Below are 18,132 nucleotides of genomic sequence, written 5' to 3'. Positions count from 1 at the left end.
CCGGACTCCCACGAGGGCAGCCCGGACTTCGGCGGGGGCGTCCGCTCGGCGTGGTTCGCCTCAGGGGGGACGGGCCGCCCGGTCCGAGCACGCTAGCCATCCGTGGCGCCGCTGTGAAGGTCGATGTTCGATATGCCCGATACATTTTCGTGACCTGGGCGCGGGCGGCGCCCTCCGCACGACGGGGAGCCGTGCGTGCGCGGTCCGTATGCGCACCGGACGCCGCACGGCCCGGTCTCCGGCCGGATGACGGCACTTCGACGAAACGGCCCAAGGGCTGTCCCGCAATCCCTGGTGGATCAGCGCACGGTGTCGGATGCGGTGCATCGCAAGGCGGTGGGGCGCCCGCATACTGGATGTATTCGGGCGTTCCGACAACGCGGCGAGGGGCCGCAGCTGTCGTCGTGCGCTCGCCAGGGATTACGGGACAGCCCTTAGACTCGTTCAGCGATGAGCAGCCTCTTTGACGACAGTTTCCTGGCCGGCCTCCAGCACTCGGAGGAAGGGCCCCCGCCGCCCCCCGAGGAGTCGGCGCCCGAAGACGTGCCGGAGGACCTCTTCGCGGGCGTGTTCGACGGGCCCCCGCCGCCCAGGGACGCGTTCTACCGCGACGGCGCGCCCCGCCCCGTCGTCGATCCCGCGGCGCTCCTCGACGGGCTGAACGAGCAGCAGCGCGCCGCCGTGGTCCACGCGGGCTCGCCCCTGCTCATCGTCGCCGGGGCCGGCTCCGGCAAGACCCGCGTACTGACCCACCGGATCGCCCACCTGCTGGCCACGCGCGGGGTGCACCCCGGGCAGATCCTGGCGATCACCTTCACCAACAAGGCCGCGGGCGAGATGAAGGAGCGCGTCGAGCAGCTCGTCGGCCCGCGCGCCCACGCCATGTGGGTCATGACGTTCCACAGCGCGTGCGTGCGCATCCTGCGCCGCGAGTCGAAGAAGCTCGGCTTCACCTCGTCGTTCTCGATCTACGACGCCGCCGACTCCAAGCGGCTGATGGCCCTGGTCTGCCGCGATCTGGACCTCGATCCGAAGCGCTTCCCGCCGAAGTCGTTCACGGCCAAGGTCTCCAGCCTGAAGAACGAGCTGATCGACGAGGAGACCTTCGCGGGCCAGGCCGCGGACGGTTTCGAGAAGACCCTCGCCCAGGCGTACACGATGTACCAGGCGCGGCTGCGCGAGGCCAACGCGCTGGACTTCGACGACATCATCATGACGACGGTCCATCTGCTCCAGGCGTTCCCCGACGTCGCCGAGCACTACCGCCGCCGCTTCCGGCACGTCCTCGTCGACGAGTACCAGGACACCAACCACGCCCAGTACACCCTCGTACGCGAACTGGTCGGCCCGGCGGGCGAGGGCGAAGCCCCCGCCGAGCTGTGCGTCGTCGGTGACGCGGACCAGTCGATCTACGCCTTCCGGGGCGCGACCATCCGCAACATCCTCCAGTTCGAGGAGGACTACCCGGACGCGACCACGATCCTGCTGGAGCAGAACTACCGCTCCACGCAGACCATCCTGTCCGCCGCCAACGCGGTCATCGAGCGCAACGAGAGCCGCCGTCCCAAGAACCTCTGGACGAACGCGGGCACGGGAGCCAGGATCACCGGCTACGTCGCCGACACCGAGCACGACGAGGCGCAGTTCGTCGCCGAGGAGATCGACCGGCTGACCGACACGGGCGACGCCAGGGCGGGCGACGTCGCGGTCTTCTACCGCACCAACGCGCAGTCCCGTGTCTTCGAGGAGATCTTCATCCGCGTCGGCCTGCCCTACAAGGTCGTCGGCGGGGTGCGCTTCTACGAGCGCAAGGAGGTCCGGGACGTCCTGGCCTACCTCCGGGTCCTCGCCAACCCCGAGGACGCCGTCCCGCTGCGCCGCATCCTCAACGTGCCCAAGCGCGGCATCGGCGAGCGTGCCGAGGCGATGATCGAAGCCCTGGCACTGCGCGAGAAGACCACGTTCCCGCAGGCGCTGCGCAGGGTCGACGAGGCGTACGGCATGGCGGCCCGGTCGGCCAATGCCGTCAAGCGGTTCAACACGCTGATGGAGGAGCTGCGCACGGTCGTCGAGTCCGGTGTGGGTCCGGCGGTGGTCCTGGAGGCCGTTCTGGAGCGTACGGGCTATCTCGCCGAGCTCCAGGCGTCCACCGACCCGCAGGACGAGACCCGCATCGAGAACCTCCAGGAACTCGCCGCCGTAGCCCTCGAGTTCGAGCAGGAACGGGGCGAGGCGGGCGAGGAGGGCGCGGGCACGCTCGCGGAGTTCCTGGAACGGGTCGCGCTCGTCGCCGACTCCGACCAGATCCCCGACGAGGACGAGGAGGGCTCCGGCGTCATCACGCTGATGACGCTGCACACCGCGAAGGGCCTCGAATTCCCGGTGGTCTTCCTCACCGGCATGGAGGACGGCGTCTTCCCGCACATGCGGGCCCTGGGCCAGACCAAGGAGCTGGAGGAGGAGCGGCGCCTCGCGTACGTCGGCATCACCCGGGCCCGTGAGCGGCTCTACCTGACCCGGGCGGCGATGCGCAGCGCGTGGGGGCAGCCCTCGTACAACCCGCCGTCGCGGTTCCTGGAGGAGATCCCGGACCAGCACCTGGAGTGGAAGCGGACCGGGCCGATGGCCGCCCCGGCCGGGCCGACGTCCGGCATCGGCTCGTCGCTCTCCTCCTCGCTGTCCTCGTCGCGTTCGCGCTCCGGCCCCTCGGGCTTCGCGACCCGGCGGACCTCGGACAAGCCGACGGTCTCGCTGGCCGTCGGGGACCGGGTCACGCACGACCAGTTCGGGCTCGGCACGGTGACGGCGGTCGAGGGCGTCGGCGACCAGGCGAAGGCCACGGTCGACTTCGGCGACGACCGCCCGAAGAAGCTGCTGCTGCGGTACGCCCCGGTCGAGAAGCTGTAGCCGGTCGGCCGCCCGGTTCCTCCGGGCGGCCGACCGCCAGGACGCCTTGGGGGCACGGCTCTGCCGGGGCCGGGCGGGACGGGTGGCTCAGGTCGGGTCGACGCCGTGACTGCGGAACCAGGCGAGCGGGTCCGTCGGCGTGCCGCCACCGGGCCGTACCTCGAAGTGCAGGTGCGGGCCGGTCGAGTTGCCGGAGTCCCCGGAGTACGCGATGACGTCACCGGCCTTGACCGGGCCCGAGCGGATCTTCGTGGTGCTGAGGTGGCAGTACCAGGTCTCGGTGCCGTCGGCCATGGTGACGATGGCCATGTTCCCGTAGGCGCTGTTCCACTGCGTGCGCACGGTGCCGTCGGTCGCGGCCATCACCGGCGTGCCGGTGAAGACGGGGAAGTCGATGCCCGTGTGCACGGACATCCAGTTGACGCCCCCCTGGCCGAAGTACGCGCTGAGGCCGTGCTGCGCGACCGGCATGACGAACTTGGGGCGCAGCGCCTCCTTGCGGGCGGCTTCCTCCAGGCGCTTCTTCTTCTCGGCGGCCTGGCGTTCCCGCAGGTCGATGCGTTCCTGGGTGCGGCTGGCGCGGTCGGCGAAGTTCTCGGCGTCGGCGCTGAGGTTGGCGAGCTGGGTGTCCAGCTTGCTGTTGGCGACGGCCGGCTTCACGGAGCCGGGGGCCGCGGCCGCCAGCGTGGTCGCGTCGTCCTTCTTGTCCTCGCCGCCCAGGCCGCTGACCGAGGCCGCGGCGATACCGGCCACGCTCATCACGCAGGCGGAGGGCACGGCGACCGTGAGGAGCGCGGAGCGCTTCGCGGGGGAACGCCGTCGGCTCCGGCCGCCGCGCGCGTCGGCGCGGCCGGGGGAGCGGTGGGGGTCGAGCACGATGTCGGCCGTGTCGGCGGCGCCGCCGCCCCCGGCCTCGTTCTCCGTGTCGGCGGTCGGCGCGTCGGCCGCACCGGTCGTGTCGTCGAACGTGGTGACCGCGGCCATCGTGGCGGTGGTGGCGTCGTGGACCGGGTCCCGGTGGGCCGTGGCGGGCTCGTCGGCCTGTTCGTGTTCCGCTGCCGTCGGCACCTCGTGCGGCGCCTGCGTGGTGTGCGCGGCGAGCCCTTCGTGCTCCGGGTCGGGCGCGGCGCCGGTGTTCCAGGCGGTGGCGTCGTACGCGCCGGTGTCGTAAGCGCCCGTGCTGTACGCGGCGGTGCCGGTCGTCGCCCACTGGCCGGTCTCGTACCAGCCGCCGGTGTCCCACTGGCCGGTGACGTCCGGGGCGTCGGCCTGCGACGGGACGTCGGCGAAGGCGGTCATGGTCGTGGTCGCAGCCGTGCCGTATGCGGCGGCGGACGTCCACGTGGCTGTCGTGTCGTACGTCTGCCCCGGGGCGTAGATCTGCTGCGCCTGCGTGTCGTACGAGGTGTAGGCGTCGTACGCGGCGGTCGGGTGCGCGCCCGTGTCCCACTGCGTGGAGTCGTAGTGACCGCTGTATCCGGCCTGCTCGGTCTGCCCGGCCTGTCCGGTGCCGTAGCCGCCGTCGGCGTACGCGCGGTCGTGGCCGCCGGACATGGGGCCGAAGAGCGGATCGATGGCGAAGCTGCCGGTGGCTTGGCTGTCGTGTCCGGCATACCCGGCGTGGGGGTGCTGGTCGTTCACCAACTTCTCTCTCGCCTCGGCAGCAGGACCTGTGTTCCGGGGTCCGGCAGGCGGATCCCGGGGGAAGCAGTGGCCGCGACTGTACCCGGCGGTATGCGGCGCGGACAATCTTCGGCGGGTGTGGACGACTCGGGAAAGGGGCAATCGGCCGTCTTTCGACGGGCCGTCCACAGAGCCTTGGCTCTATGTTCGAAGATCGTTCTATTTATGGAGCTGCCCGATGCCCCCGCGGTCCCCTCCGCCTACTCCGTAGCCCCCTCTGCGGACTCCTCCGTCGTTTCCCCGGCCGTTCCGTCGGTCGTTCCGGCCGCCGGGGTGCCGGACTCCAGCGCCTGCCGGACGGCCGTGGCGACGGTGGGGTGCGCGGGGAGGGCGAGGTGGCCGACCCCGGTGACCCGTACGTTCAGCGCGTCGAGGTCGGGATGATCGATACGGGCCGACTCCGCCGGAACGATCACCCGGTCGATGTCGCTCCAGAAGCTCACGAACCGGGTGCGGCAGCCCGGTGCCGGTCCGCGTAGTTCCTCGATCGGCGCGGAGCCCGTACGCATCTGGCGCACGAGGGGATGGGCACTCGCGGGCGGGGCGACGGTGGTCCCGCCGTGCGGGGTGCCGAGCGTGACCAGGGTGCGGACCCGCTGATCACCGCCCAGGCATTGCACGTAGTAGCGGGCGATCAGACCACCGAGGCCGTGCCCGACGATGTCGACCTCGTGGTGTCCGGTGCGGGCGCAGATCTCCTCGACGTGCCGGCCGAGCAGTTCGGCGGCGGTGCGGAGGTCGCAGGTCAGCAGCGAGTAGTTGAGCGACTCCAGATGGCGCCGGCCGTGCCGGGCGAGGGTGCGGCGCAGGAGGACGAAGACCGAACGGTGGCCGATGAAGCCGTGCAGGAGGACGACGGGAGTCCGGTCGTCGCTCCCGGCGCCGTCGCTGTTTCCGTTCCGGCTTCTGCCACGGCTTCTGCTTCTGCCACGGCTTCCGCTTCTGCCACGGCTTCCGCCTTCGCTTCTGCCTCCGCTTTCGCCTCTGCCTCCGTCTTCGGCGAGGAAGGGCAGGACTTTCATGGCCGACCTCCTCCTCCTGCTGCGGCGAGCGGGGGGAAGCGGCTGCGGCCCCGCGGGCCCTCATGGGAAGTCGTGGGGGAGCGGTGCCCGGGTCCGGACCCGATGAGGGCCGTACCACCGTGCCGCGCGGCTGGGGGCGCGGTGGTACGGCGACCTCGTAGCGGCTCCCCCGGCGGACGTTTCCGCGACGGCAGGCGTACCGCATCACGTGGGAACGGCGCCAGGCGAACATGTCCCACGTGTGATTTCCCCCTCCCCGTACACCGCGAAACGACGGGTTGCGGGATGCTGTCGATAACGTTCGTTCACATCCCCGGCCCTTCAGGCACGGGAGACGCATGTGGAGGCAGTGATGGGTGTGACAGGTCCGATCCGTGTGGTGGTGGCCAAGCCGGGCCTGGACGGCCATGACCGTGGAGCCAAGGTGATCGCGAGGGCGCTGCGCGACGCCGGTATGGAGGTCATCTACACCGGGCTCCACCAGACGCCCGAACAGATCGTGGACACCGCGATCCAGGAGGACGCCGACGCGATCGGCCTCTCGATCCTCTCCGGCGCCCACAACACGCTCTTCGCCAAAGTGATCGAGCTGCTGAAGGAGCGCGAGGCGGAGGACATCAAGGTCTTCGGCGGCGGCATCATCCCGGAGGCGGACATCGCGCCGCTGAAGGAACAGGGCGTCGCGGAGATCTTCACCCCGGGCGCCACGACGGCCTCGATCGTCGACTGGGTCAACGCCAACGTCCGGCACCCCGCGGACGCCTGAGCACGCCGCGAGGCGGCGGGCCGCACGGCCCGCCCGCCCGGAACGGAACGCCTGCTCCGAACGGCATCGCGACGTGCGCCCGTGGGGCGCGGTACGGGCCTGCGGCGATGGCTCCGCACGGTCGGGCGGGTACGGCGGTGCGGCCGCACACCTCGGTTCGGCGACGGCCGTAACCCGGTACGACGGCGGCTGCACACCCGGTTCGGCGACGGCCGGTATGGGCATGCGGGCGTGCGGCTTCGGGCCTGCCCGGCCTGCCCGGCCTGCCCGGGCGGTCCGGGCGGTCCGGGCCAGGCGGCCGGGGAGGTCGGGCCGGTCGGGGCGAGCGGAACCAGTCGGCATCAGGCCGCCCACCTGCCGACCGGGCAGGTGGAACCGGTCGGTCATCCGCCCGGTCGCCCTGCCGACCGGGCGGGCGACCGGACACGTCGTGGCCGTACCGCCGGTCAGGAGCCCCGTGCGGACGTTGAGTCCGACAGCAGCTCCGACTCCATCGCCGCGCGCAGCCGAAGCGTGGAGACCAGGCGCTGGAACGCCTCCGACCAGTAGCCGTTGGCGCCCGGAGACGCGTCCTCCGGTTCGTCCTGGGGCGTGGTGAGGACTTCCAGCCGGTCCGCCTCGGCCGGGTTCAGACAGCGTTCGGCGAGTCCCATCACGCCGCTGAAACTCCACGGATAGCTGCCCGCGTCCCGCGCGATGTCCAGGGCGTCGACGACCGACCGGCCGAGCGGTTCGGCCCAGGGTACGGGGCAGGCCCCGAGTAATTGGAACGCCTCCGACAGCCCGTGCGCGGCGATGAAGTCGGCGACCCACGTGCTGCGTTCGGCCGCCGGAAGGATGGCGAGGAGCTTCGACCGCTCGGCGAGCGACGCCGTGCCGGGGCCGTTCGACGGAGGGACGGAAGGGGCGCCGAGCAGTGCGCGGGCCCACACCGGATCCCGCTGACGCACCGCCGCCCGGCACCACGCCGCGTGCAGCTCCTCGGCCCAGCCGTCGGCCACCGGCAGGGCGACGATCTCCCGCGCGGTGCGCCCGCCGAACCGGGCCGGCCAGGCGGTCAGCGGGGCGGACTCCACCAACTGCCCCAGCCACCACGACCGTTCGCCCCGACCGGACGGCGGAACCGCCACCACACCGTCGCGCTCCATCGCGGCGTCGCATTCGTGCGGGGCCTCCACGGCGACGCGGGCGTCGTCACCCGTGACGTCCGGGCTCACGAAGGACAGCGCACGGGCCGCCATCCGGTCGGCGAACGCCGATTCCGGCAGCGCGGAGAGCAGTTCGGCGGCGGTGGAGCGGACGTTCCGGCTGCGGTCGGAGAGCGCCCGCTCCAGGAAGGGCTCGTCCACCGGGGACAGCCCGGTGCGCAGGGAGTCGAGGAACATCAGCCGGTCCTCGGCCCGCTCGGTGGTCCAGGTGCCGGAGAGCAGCGCGAGCGCCTCGGCCGGGTCATGCGCCCGTACGGCCCCGAGCAGGGCGACCCGTTCGGCGAACAGCCCTTCCTCCCACAGCCGGGCGACCGCGTCCCGGTCCGTGACGTCGGGCAGTGCCGAGCGGCCGGAGGAGCCGCGCAGCGCGAACCTCCACTCGGGGTTCAGCCCGGCCAGCCACAGCCCGCGCGGCCCGGCGAAGGCGAGTGCCTGCGGCCGCAGATCGGTACGGGACCTGGCCGCGTCCAGCAGTTGGGGGAGCAGCGCGGCAGGGGCGCGGAAGCCGCGCCGGTTGGCGATGGCCAGCCACTGGGGGATCAGTTCGGTGAGATCGGGCGCCGTGCCGCGTCGGCCGCCCGAGCCGCCCGGTGCCGACCGGTCCGCGAGCAACTGGGCCAGTCTGCGCCGCGCGGCCGGGGGCAGCGGCGGCCGGGGATCGACCGGGGACGGGGCGGGTCGGGCGGCCGCGGGGGCGGGCAGCAGCCCCGCTCGGCGCCGTACGGTCAGGATCGCCGCGGCGGCCAGCAGCTCGGCCGGTCCGTCACCCTGCCGCGCGGGTCGTCGGTCGGTGCCGAGCAACGCCGAGGTGACGAGCTCCTCCCACGGCTCGGGCCTGGTGGTACGAGGCATTGGTCCTCCTCGGACGTCGAATCGGATGCCATCGGAAGTCGTCGGAAGCTGTTGGAAGCCATCGGGTGTCAGATGAGCGGAGTGATCTCGACACCCCCACTTCCGACGCTTTCGACACCGTGGTGCTCCGTGCCGCCGGTGTCGGCTCCGACGGACCGGGGCACGCCAGGCGCCGCTCCCGTACGCGTACCCACCGATCCCTCCATACCCACCGTTGCGTCCGGGTCCGCCGTCCCGTCCCGGTCCGCGCCCGTGGTCGTGGCCCAGGCCGCCAGCGGGTCGAAGCCGCGGTGGCCGCACTCGCCGAAGACGGTGACCGGCGCGCCGCCGGAGAGCGCGACCAGCTTCCACAGCCCGGGCCGGGCCCGCGCCGACGCAGCGACGGGCAGGGCGCCGTCGCCCGCCGCATCGACCAGCTGCCACCCCTCCGGACCGGACGGCACCGGTATCACCTCGCGCAGGGTCGTCGGCCAGGCGTCCAGCCACGGATCGTGCCGCAGGGCGCTTCCGTAGGCGGCGAGCGCGTCCCCGGTCGTACCGCCCACGGGCGGCGTACCGGCCGGTGACGGGAGGCCGAACCGCTGCCCCGGCTCGGCCCGCAGCTGACCGGCGCCGGGATACGGCGTGATCTCGACGTCGACCGTGGTGCCCACCGGCAGCGAGAGCTCGGGCGAACGCCCGGCCGCCCCGAAGGAGAGCAGCAGTGCCGTCCGCCCCGACTCCCTTCCGTACAGCCAGACGCGGCGCGTGACGAGTCTGCCGTCCGGGGTGTCGTACTGGGCGAGGACCAGCCAGCGGTCCCGGACCGGTGGGCCCGAGGCGGGGACGTTCAGCCCCACGCGCGTACGGACCGTGGCCGCCAGCGGTTCCGGCAGCCGGTCGATCCCCAGCCAGGCCCGGTCCAGCAGATGCAGCAGTGCGCACTCCTCCAGCAGCCGCACCGGCCAGCCCGGCCCCGACGCCGGCACGGCACCCAACTCCCGGACCCGCGCGGCGAGTCCGGGCGCCTGGGCGTCGACCATGCGCGCCGCCGTCTCCTCCCACAGCCCGTACCCCGACTGGTCGGCCGCGGCCAGGCCGCCCCGCAGCAGGTCGGCCAACCGCTGCTCCAACTCCTGGGCCCCGCCGGTGATCCGCTCCGCCCGCCGCTCGGCCCGCCGCCGCGCGGCCTCAGGATCGGCCGGGCCCGCCGCGGCCCCGTTCGCGCCCCCCGCCTTTTCCGCCGCCCGCCCACGGCGGTCCGTCAGCCACTCACCGGCCCAGCCGGGCGCCTCGCCCACGGGCAGGGCCGACTCGTCGGCCACCCAGACCAGCAGCAGACCCAGCGCGTGCTCGCACGGGAACTTCCGACTGGGGCAACTGCATCCGTACGCCGGGCCGGTGGTGTCGACGACCGTTCGATACGGCTCGCTCCCGCTTCCCGCGCACAGCCCCCACACCGCACCCGAATCGTCACGTCCGCTCCCCGACCACGACCCGGACGAACCGAGTCCGCTCCCCGCCGTGCGCGACGGAGCGTCAGGAGCCAGCGCCAGGACCCGCTCCACCGTCCACCGCACGGACGGGGCAGCCGTGCGCGAAGGTTCTCCCCCGTGAGATAGCAGCATGGGAACGACGGTAGAGCGCCCCACTGACAAGCGGCCTGACCTGCTGATTCGGTAGCACGAACACCACTTGGCCCGAGCCGTTCTCCGCGATTGGCTGCGGGTTCCGGGCACCGGGACCGGCGTCGACGAGATCCAGTTCCACGCAGGCGGGGGCAAGGCGATGGAACCGGAGATCGAGTCGGTCAAGTCGCCCCAGCTGCCGTGGCGGAAGACCGTCACGCTGCGCGGGATCATGCCGCCCGCCATCATGCCGATCGCGGTGGAGGAGGACGGCGCCGAGGGCACCTGCGCGATCACGTACAAGGGCAAGGTGATCAAGAAGGCCGAGGGCGAGGGACTCCTCACAGCGGGCGGCTGCGTCGCGGTCTCGCCGGTGGCCGGCTGAGCACACCGCCCGCGGCGTCCACCCGCCGTGGGCGGTGTGCTCAGCCGCGACGGGCGAACCGGCGGCGACGGGCGACCCGGCGACGCACGAACGCGCCGCGACGACGCGAACCGGCCGCGACGCACGAACGTGCTGTACGAACGGTCCGCGGCCGTCCGCGGCCGTCGGCGGACCCGCGGCCGCGGACGTACCGGCCGGGATGCTCGGATCGGCCTCCGACCTGCGACGGGGGCCGATTGTCAGTGCCATGGTGCACGGTGGGAACCGCAACAGGTCGACCGATCTGGAGGGGGACCCATGACCGTGTCCGAAACCGCCGCTGCCTCCGCCGCCGTTGTTACCGCCGATGTCGGGACACAGGCCCTGCGACCGCACGCCGAGGACGCCTTCGCCCATGAGCTGAAGGCCCTCGCCGCGGCCGACGACCGTCCCAGGCCCGCCCGTTGGCAGCTGTCCCCCTGGGCCGTCGCCACCTATCTCCTCGGCGGCACCCTGCCGGACGGCACCGTGATCACCCCCAAGTACGTCGGTCCGCGTCGCCTGGTCGAGGTCGCCGTGACCACACTCGCCACCGACCGGGCCCTGCTGCTCCTCGGCGTCCCCGGCACCGCCAAGACGTGGGTCTCCGAGCATCTCGCGGCCGCCGTCAGCGGCGACTCGACGCTGCTCGTCCAGGGCACGGCGGGCACCCCCGAGGAAGCCGTTCGCTACGGCTGGAACTACGCGCGACTGCTCGCGCACGGCCCCGGCAGGGACGCGCTGGTGCCGAGTCCGCTGATGCGCGCCATGGCGGAGGGCATGACCGCGCGCGTCGAGGAGCTCACCCGCATCCCCGCCGATGTGCAGGACTCGCTGATCACGATCCTGTCGGAGAAGACCCTTCCCATCCCCGAACTGGGACAGGAGGTCCAGGCGGTCCGCGGCTTCAACGTCATCGCCACGGCCAACGACCGCGACCGAGGGGTCAACGAACTGTCCGGCGCCCTGCGCCGCCGGTTCAACACGGTCGTCCTGCCGTTGCCCGCCACACCGGACGCGGAGGTCGACATCGTGTCCCGGCGGGTCGACCAGATCGGGCGCTCGCTCGACCTGCCGTCCGGAACCGGCGGACTGGCCGAGATCCGACGCGTCGTCACCGTCTTCCGCGAGCTGCGCGACGGAGTCACCACCGACGGACGCACCAAGCTCAAGTCCCCGACCGGGACGCTGTCGACGGCCGAGGCGATCTCCGTGGTCACCAACGGACTGGCGCTGGCCGCCCACTTCGGCGACGGGGTGCTGCGCCCCGGCGACGTGGCGGCGGGCATCCTCGGCGCGGTCGTCCGCGACCCGGCGGCCGACCGCGTGGTCTGGCAGGAGTACCTGGAGACGGTGGTGCGGGAGCGGGACGGGTGGAAGGACTTCTACCGCGCCTGCCGCGAGGTGTCCGCATGACCCGGACCGCGGAATCGGGCGGCCCCCTCCTGCTGGGGGTGCGCCATCACGGGCCGGGCTCGGCCCGCGCCGTCCGCGCGGCCCTGGAGGCGGCGCGTCCGCGGGCCGTCCTGGTCGAGGGGCCGCCGGAAGGCGACCCGCTGCTTCCGCTGGCCGCAGACGAACGGATGCGTCCGCCGGTCGCGTTGCTGGCCCACGCCGTCGACGACCCGGGGCAGGCGACGTTCTGGCCGCTGGCCGCGTTCTCCCCCGAATGGGTCGCGATCCGCTGGGCCCTGGCGCACGACGTGCCCGTCCGCTTCATCGACCTTCCCGCCGCGAACTCCCTGGCCATCGCGAGGGCGGCCGAGCAGCGGGCAGCCGGGGAGGACGCGGCCGGGGGAGGAGACCCGGACCGAGGCGGGGAGGAAGGGCCGAGTGCCGATGGTCCGTCCGGGCGCGTCCCCGTCCACCCCGTCCGCGTGCTCGCGCAGACCGCTGGTCACGACGATCCGGAGCGCTGGTGGGAGGACGTCGTCGAGCACCGTACCCAGGGCGGCGACACCGACCCGATGGCCCCCTTCGCCGCACTCGCCGAGGCGATGACGGCCCTGCGCGAGGTGTACGGGGACGGTGACCACCCCCGCGACACGGTTCGCGAGGCACACATGCGCATCCAACTGCGCAAGGCGCGAAAGGAGTTCGGCGACGACATCGCGGTCGTCTGCGGCGCCTGGCACGTCCCCGCGCTCGCCACGAGGACCACGCTCGCCGCCGACAGGGCCGCGCTCAAGGGACTGCCCAAGGTCAGGACCGAGCTGACCTGGGTGCCCTGGTCGCATCGCAGGCTGGCCCGGAACAGCGGATACGGGGCGGGCATCGACTCGCCCGGCTGGTACGGACACCTCTTCGACGCGGCCGACCGCCCGATCGAGCGGTGGATGACCAAGGTCGCCGGACTCCTGCGCGACGAGGACCGGTTCGTGTCGTCCGCCCATGTCATCGAGGCCGTCCGGCTCGCCGAGTCCCTCGCCGCCGTGCGTGGCCGCCCGCTCGCCGGGCTGAACGAGACGACGGACGCGGTCCGAGCCGTGATGTGCGACGGCTCCGACGTCCCGCTGGCACTCGTACGGGACCGGCTGGTCGTCGGTGAAGCCCTCGGCGAGGTGCCCGACACCGCCCCCGCCGTACCGCTGCGACGCGACCTCGCCCGTCAGCAGCGTTCCCTCCGGCTCAAACCGGAGGCGCAGGAGCGGGAGCTGGAGCTCGACCTGCGCAGGAACACCGACGCGGCACGGAGCCGGCTGCTGCACCGGCTGCGGATCCTCGCCGTCGACTGGGGCGAGCCCACGACCGGCCGGACGAGCACCGGCACGTTCCGCGAGAGCTGGCGGCTGCGTTGGGAACCCGAGCTGTACGTGCGGGTGGCCGAGGCCGGGACGTGGGGCACCACCGTGCTCTCCGCCGCGACGGCCAAGGCCGGGTCCCGGGCCGCTTCCGCCGCCTCCCTCGCCGACGTCACGGCTCTCGCCGAGCACTGCCTGCTCGCGGAACTGCCGGACGCCCTGCCCGTGGTGATGCGGGCCCTCGCCGACCGCGCCGCGCTCGACGCCGACGTCGGCCGGCTCGCCGACGCCCTGCCCGCACTGGCCCGCACCCTGCGCTACGGCGACGTGCGGTCCACGGACACCGGGGCGCTCGGAGGGGTCGCCGCCGGGCTGGCGGAGCGCGTCTGCGTCGGCCTGCCGACGGCGTGCACCGGACTCGACGCCGACGGCGCCGCCGAGATGCGCCGCCGGATGGACGGCGTCCACACCGCGATCGGACTGCTCGGCGGGGCCGTTGCCGCGCGTTCCGAAGCGGACGGGCTGCGCGGGCGCTGGACCGCCGCACTGCACCGGCTCGCCGCCCGGGACACCGTCGCGGGCATCATCAGGGGGCGCGCGGCCCGCCTGCTGCTCGACGAGGGGCGGATCGCGGAGGACGACGCGGCACGGCTGATGGGTCTGGCGCTCTCGCCCGGCACGCCGCCCGCCGACGCGGCGGCCTGGATCGAGGGGTTCGTCGGCGGGGCGGGCGGCGGAATGCTCCTCGTCCACGACGCACGGCTGCTCGGGCTGGTCGACGCCTGGATCACCGGCGTCCCGGCCGACTCCTTCGCCGACGTACTGCCCCTGCTGCGTCGTACCTTCTCGGCCTACGAGGCCGGGGTGCTGCGCACGCTGGGCGAACTCGTGCGGCGTGGTCCGGCCGCGGGCGGGGCGGCTGCCGATGACACCGGTGCCGGTACGGGCGCCGGGGCGGTGGCCCCCGGCTTCGGGCCCGGACTCGACGCGGCGCGGGCCGAGGCCGTGGAGCCAATTCTGCGTCTCCTGCTCGGCACCACCACCGACGCGACCGCCGAAGCCGAGCCCGAAGCCCGAGCCGAAGCCGATACAGGCACCGGCACGACCGTCGGCACCGCTGCCCCGACCGGCACCGGCACGACCGCCGACACCGGTACCCGCACCGGCCCGGCCGTGGTCCCCGCCGTGCGGCCGGGCGGCGGCGGCCCGGACGACAGGACCCGAACCGTCGAGGAATCACCGGCCGAGGAACCCCTGGGGGCGACGGGATGACCACGAACACGGCAGACGGGACGACCACGAACACGGCAGGCACCACGACCCACCCACCCCACGACATCCGGTCCGACACGACGGCCGACGAGCGACTGCGCCGCTGGCGGCTGGTGTTGGGCGGGGACGGCGAGGAGGGCACCGGGCGCGGCCTCACCGGCCGCGACGCCGCGATGGACGGGGCGCTGACCGCGCTGTACGGCGGCGGTGCCGGGGCGGGAGGCCGGGACGGGAACAGCCGCTCGGCCGGGCTCGGGGCCTCCGCCCCGTCCGTGGCCCGCTGGCTCGGCGACATCCGCACGTACTTCCCCAGCTCCGTCGTCCAGCTCATGCAGCGGGACGCCATCGACCGGCTCGGCCTCTCCGCGCTGCTCCTCGAACCGGAGATGCTGGAGGCCGTCGAGGCCGACGTCCACCTCGTCGGAACGCTCCTCTCGCTCGGCAGGGCCATGCCCGAGACGACGAAGGAGACCGCGCGGGCCGTCGTGCGCAAGGTCGTCGACGACCTGGAGAAACGGCTCGCGACCCGCACCCGGGCCACCCTCGCCGGCGCGCTGGACCGCTCGACGAGGAACGAACGCCCCCGGCACCACGACATCGACTGGGACCGCACGATCCGGGCCAACCTCAAGAACTACCTTCCCGAGTACGGCACCGTCGTCCCCGAACGGCTCATCGGGTACGGGCGGGCCGCACGGTCCGTGAGGAAGGACGTCGTCCTCTGCGTCGACCAGTCGGGGTCGATGGCCGCCTCCGTCGTCCACGCCGCCGTCTTCGGCGCGGTCCTCGCCTCCATGCGCACGCTGCGCACCAGGCTCGTCGTCTTCGACACGGCCGTCGTCGACCTCACCGACCAGCTGGACGACCCCGTCGACGTGCTGTTCGGGACGCGGCTCGGCGGCGGTACCGACATCAACCGCGCGCTCGCGTACTGCCAGTCCAGGATCACCCGCCCCGCCGACACCGTCGTCGTGCTCATCAGCGATCTCTACGAGGGCGGCATACGCGACGAGATGCTGAGACGGGTCGCCGCGATGAAGGCGTCCGGGGTGCAGTTCGTGGCCCTGCTGGCGCTGTCGGACGAGGGCGCGCCCGCCTACGACCACGACCACGCGGCGGCCCTCGCGGCCCTGGGCGCACCGGCGTTCGCCTGCACGCCGGACCGCTTCCCCGAGGTGATGGCCGCGGCGGTCGAGAAGAGACCGATACCCGTACCGGACAGGGAGGCCTCCCGTGCCCGCGACCTCCGGACGGCACCCTGAGCCCGTCCCGGGAGCCCTGCCACGTCGGCCGCCACTCCGTCCACCGCGCCCCGGCCACCCGCCGGATCTGTGACCGTAATCACCGCTCAGGTGTGATCTGCGATTTAGGGTCACGCGGAGCGCGGAGATAACCTGCGAGATGGACATGCCGCGTACACCGGGTCACCCTGTGCGCCTCCCTCGTGACAGAGCAGTCGCATTTGCCCCTCGCGGCACGCCCACGCAGAAAACGAACCGCGAGACCACTGATTAAGGGACGGACGCGCGTGGACCTGTTCGAGTACCAGGCGAGGGACCTCTTCGCCAAGCACGGTGTACCGGTGCTGGCCGGTGAAGTCATCGACACGCCTGAGGCAGCCCGCGAGGCGACCGAGCGGCTGGGCGGCAAGTCGGTCGTCAAGGCGCAGGTGAAGGTCGGAGGCCGCGGCAAGGCCGGCGGCGTCAAGCTGGCCTCCACCCCCGACGAGGCGGTCGCCCGCGCGACCGACATCCTCGGCATGGACATCAAGGGCCACACGGTCCACAAGGTGATGATCGCCGAGACCGCGCCCGAGATCGTCGAGGAGTACTACGTCTCTTACCTCCTCGACCGCACCAACCGCACCTTCCTGGCCATGGCCTCGGTGCAGGGCGGCATGGACATCGAGGAGGTCGCGGAGAAGACCCCCGAGGCCCTCGCGAAGGTCCCGGTCGACTCCAACACCGGCGTCACCATCGAGAAGGCCCGCGAGATCGTCGCCCAGGCGAAGTTCCCGGCCGAGGTCGCCGAGCAGGTCGCCGAGGTCCTGGTGACCCTGTGGAAGACCTTCGTCGCCGAGGACGCGCTCCTCGTCGAGGTCAACCCGCTCGCCAAGGTCGCCTCCGGCGACATCCTGGCGCTGGACGGCAAGGTCTCGCTCGACGACAACGCCGACTTCCGTCAGCCCGAGCACGAGGCGCTGGAGGACAAGGCCGCGGCCAACCCGCTGGAGGCCGCCGCCAAGGCCAAGAACCTCAACTACGTCAAGCTCGACGGCGAGGTCGGCATCATCGGCAACGGCGCCGGTCTGGTCATGTCGACCCTGGACGTCGTCGCGTACGCCGGTGAGAAGCACGGCAACGTGAAGCCCGCCAACTTCCTCGACATCGGTGGCGGCGCCTCCGCCGAGGTCATGGCGAACGGCCTGGAGATCATCCTCGGCGACCCGGACGTCAAGTCCGTCTTCGTCAACGTCTTCGGTGGCATCACCGCGTGCGACGAGGTCGCCAACGGCATCGTCCAGGCGCTCGAACTGCTCAAGTCCAAGGGCGAGGACGTCACCAAGCCGCTGGTCGTGCGCCTCGACGGCAACAACGCGGAGCTGGGTCGCAGGATCCTCTCCGACGCCAACCACCCGCTCGTGCAGCGCGTGGACACCATGGACGGCGCGGCCGACAAGGCCGCCGAGCTCGCCGCGGCTGCTGCGAAGTAAGGGACGAGGGACTCCAACACCATGGCAATCTTCCTCACCAAGGACAGCAAGGTCATCGTCCAGGGGATGACCGGTGCCACCGGTATGAAGCACACCAAGCTCATGCTCGGCGACGGCACGAACATCGTCGGTGGCGTGAACCCGCGCAAGGCGGGCACGTCGGTCGACTTCGACGGCACCGAGGTACCCGTGTTCGGCACGGTCGCCGAGGCGATGGAGAAGACCGGCGCGAACGTGTCGGTGCTCTTCGTGCCGCCGGCCTTCGCCAAGGCCGCCGTGGTCGAGGCGATCGACGCCGAGATCCCGCTCGCCGTCGTGATCACCGAGGGCATCGCCGTCCACGACTCCGCCGCCTTCTGGGCGTACGCGAGCTCGAAGGGCAACAAGACCCGGATCATCGGCCCGAACTGCCCCGGTCTGATCACCCCCGGCCAGTCCAACGCCGGCATCATCCCGGGCGACATCACCAAGCCCGGCCGCATCGGCCTCGTGTCCAAGTCCGGCACGCTGACCTACCAGATGATGTACGAGCTCCGTGACATCGGCTTCTCGTCCGCCGTCGGCATCGGTGGCGACCCGGTCATCGGTACGACGCACATCGACGCCCTCGCCGCGTTCGAGGCCGACCCCGACACCGACCTGATCGTGATGATCGGCGAGATCGGCGGCGACGCCGAGGAGCGCGCTGCCGACTTCATCAAGGCCAACGTCACCAAGCCGGTCGTCGGTTACGTCGCGGGCTTCACCGCCCCCGAGGGCAAGACCATGGGCCACGCCGGCGCCATCGTCTCCGGTTCCTCCGGCACCGCGCAGGCGAAGAAGGAGGCCCTGGAGGCCGCCGGCGTCAAGGTCGGCAAGACGCCGACCGAGACCGCCAAGCTGGCGCGCGAGATCCTCGGCGCCTGACCGTCGCTCCGACCGGGGCGGCACGCCCCGGCCGCGGCACCGCACAGACGGC

At 72.6% G+C, this 18,132-nt stretch carries 11 protein-coding genes and 1 pseudogene; 8 read left to right on the top strand and 4 right to left on the bottom strand.

Annotation, left to right across the window (positions count from 1 at the left end; translation table 11 throughout):
- Positions 1 to 450: 450 nt before the first annotated feature.
- The gene (pcrA, locus tag AB0E67_RS04435; RefSeq protein ID WP_362020763.1) at positions 451 to 2,907 is read left to right on the top strand and encodes a DNA helicase PcrA; all 2,457 of its coding nucleotides are present in this window, start codon (positions 451 to 453) and stop codon (positions 2,905 to 2,907) included.
- A gap of 87 nt (positions 2,908 to 2,994) precedes the next feature.
- Here pcrA and AB0E67_RS04430 read toward each other — a convergent pair whose 3' ends face one another.
- On the bottom strand, positions 2,995 to 4,548 hold the full coding sequence (locus AB0E67_RS04430) for a M23 family metallopeptidase (RefSeq protein ID WP_362020760.1): 1,554 nt from the start codon (positions 4,546 to 4,548) through the stop codon (positions 2,995 to 2,997).
- A 242-nt stretch (positions 4,549 to 4,790) separates the two neighbouring features.
- Positions 4,791 to 5,612, bottom strand: coding sequence for an alpha/beta fold hydrolase (locus AB0E67_RS04425; RefSeq protein WP_362020757.1), 822 nt, complete (start codon positions 5,610 to 5,612; stop codon positions 4,791 to 4,793).
- Positions 5,613 to 5,964: 352 nt separating this feature from the next.
- Here AB0E67_RS04425 and AB0E67_RS04420 point away from each other — a divergent pair, with 352 nt between their 5' ends.
- Complete coding sequence (locus tag AB0E67_RS04420) at positions 5,965 to 6,378, top strand: cobalamin B12-binding domain-containing protein (protein ID WP_073786948.1); 414 nt, start codon at positions 5,965 to 5,967, stop codon at positions 6,376 to 6,378.
- A 446-nt stretch (positions 6,379 to 6,824) separates the two neighbouring features.
- Here the strand turns inward: AB0E67_RS04420 and AB0E67_RS04415 are convergent, their stop codons facing one another.
- Positions 6,825 to 8,438, bottom strand: coding sequence for a DUF5691 domain-containing protein (locus AB0E67_RS04415; protein WP_362020754.1), 1,614 nt, complete (start codon positions 8,436 to 8,438; stop codon positions 6,825 to 6,827).
- A gap of 68 nt (positions 8,439 to 8,506) precedes the next feature.
- Positions 8,507 to 10,045 carry an SWIM zinc finger family protein gene (locus tag AB0E67_RS04410; RefSeq protein ID WP_362020751.1) on the bottom strand — a complete coding sequence of 513 codons (1,539 nt, stop codon included), beginning with the start codon at positions 10,043 to 10,045 and terminating at the stop codon, positions 8,507 to 8,509.
- Positions 10,046 to 10,154: 109 nt separating this feature from the next.
- On the opposite strand from AB0E67_RS04410, the pseudogene AB0E67_RS04405 reads away from it, so the two are divergent.
- From AB0E67_RS04405 to sucD, 6 genes and pseudogenes are all read left to right on the top strand, one after another.
- Positions 10,155 to 10,430 (top strand): annotated as a pseudogene (locus tag AB0E67_RS04405) (hypothetical protein); the annotation flags it as partial.
- Positions 10,431 to 10,727: 297 nt separating this feature from the next.
- On the top strand, positions 10,728 to 11,864 hold the full coding sequence (locus tag AB0E67_RS04400) for an AAA family ATPase (RefSeq protein WP_362020749.1): 1,137 nt from the start codon (positions 10,728 to 10,730) through the stop codon (positions 11,862 to 11,864).
- Positions 11,861 to 14,461, top strand: coding sequence for a DUF5682 family protein (locus AB0E67_RS04395; RefSeq protein ID WP_362020746.1), 2,601 nt, complete (start codon positions 11,861 to 11,863; stop codon positions 14,459 to 14,461). Before AB0E67_RS04400 ends, AB0E67_RS04395 begins: the two co-directional genes overlap by 4 nt.
- Positions 14,458 to 15,723, top strand: a complete 1,266-nt coding sequence (locus AB0E67_RS04390; RefSeq protein WP_362020743.1) for a VWA domain-containing protein — start codon at positions 14,458 to 14,460, stop codon at positions 15,721 to 15,723. The genes AB0E67_RS04395 and AB0E67_RS04390 overlap by 4 nt, the downstream gene beginning before the upstream one ends.
- A gap of 266 nt (positions 15,724 to 15,989) precedes the next feature.
- Positions 15,990 to 17,174, top strand: coding sequence for an ADP-forming succinate--CoA ligase subunit beta (gene sucC, locus AB0E67_RS04385; RefSeq protein ID WP_362020740.1), 1,185 nt, complete (start codon positions 15,990 to 15,992; stop codon positions 17,172 to 17,174).
- A gap of 21 nt (positions 17,175 to 17,195) precedes the next feature.
- Positions 17,196 to 18,080, top strand: coding sequence for a succinate--CoA ligase subunit alpha (gene sucD, locus AB0E67_RS04380; protein ID WP_351524964.1), 885 nt, complete (start codon positions 17,196 to 17,198; stop codon positions 18,078 to 18,080).
- Positions 18,081 to 18,132 lie beyond the last annotated feature (52 nt).

Source organism: Streptomyces sp. NPDC032161 (assembly GCF_040636995.1).
Lineage (GTDB): Bacteria > Actinomycetota > Actinomycetes > Streptomycetales > Streptomycetaceae > Streptomyces.
This window is presented reverse-complemented; position numbering and strand designations above follow the sequence as displayed.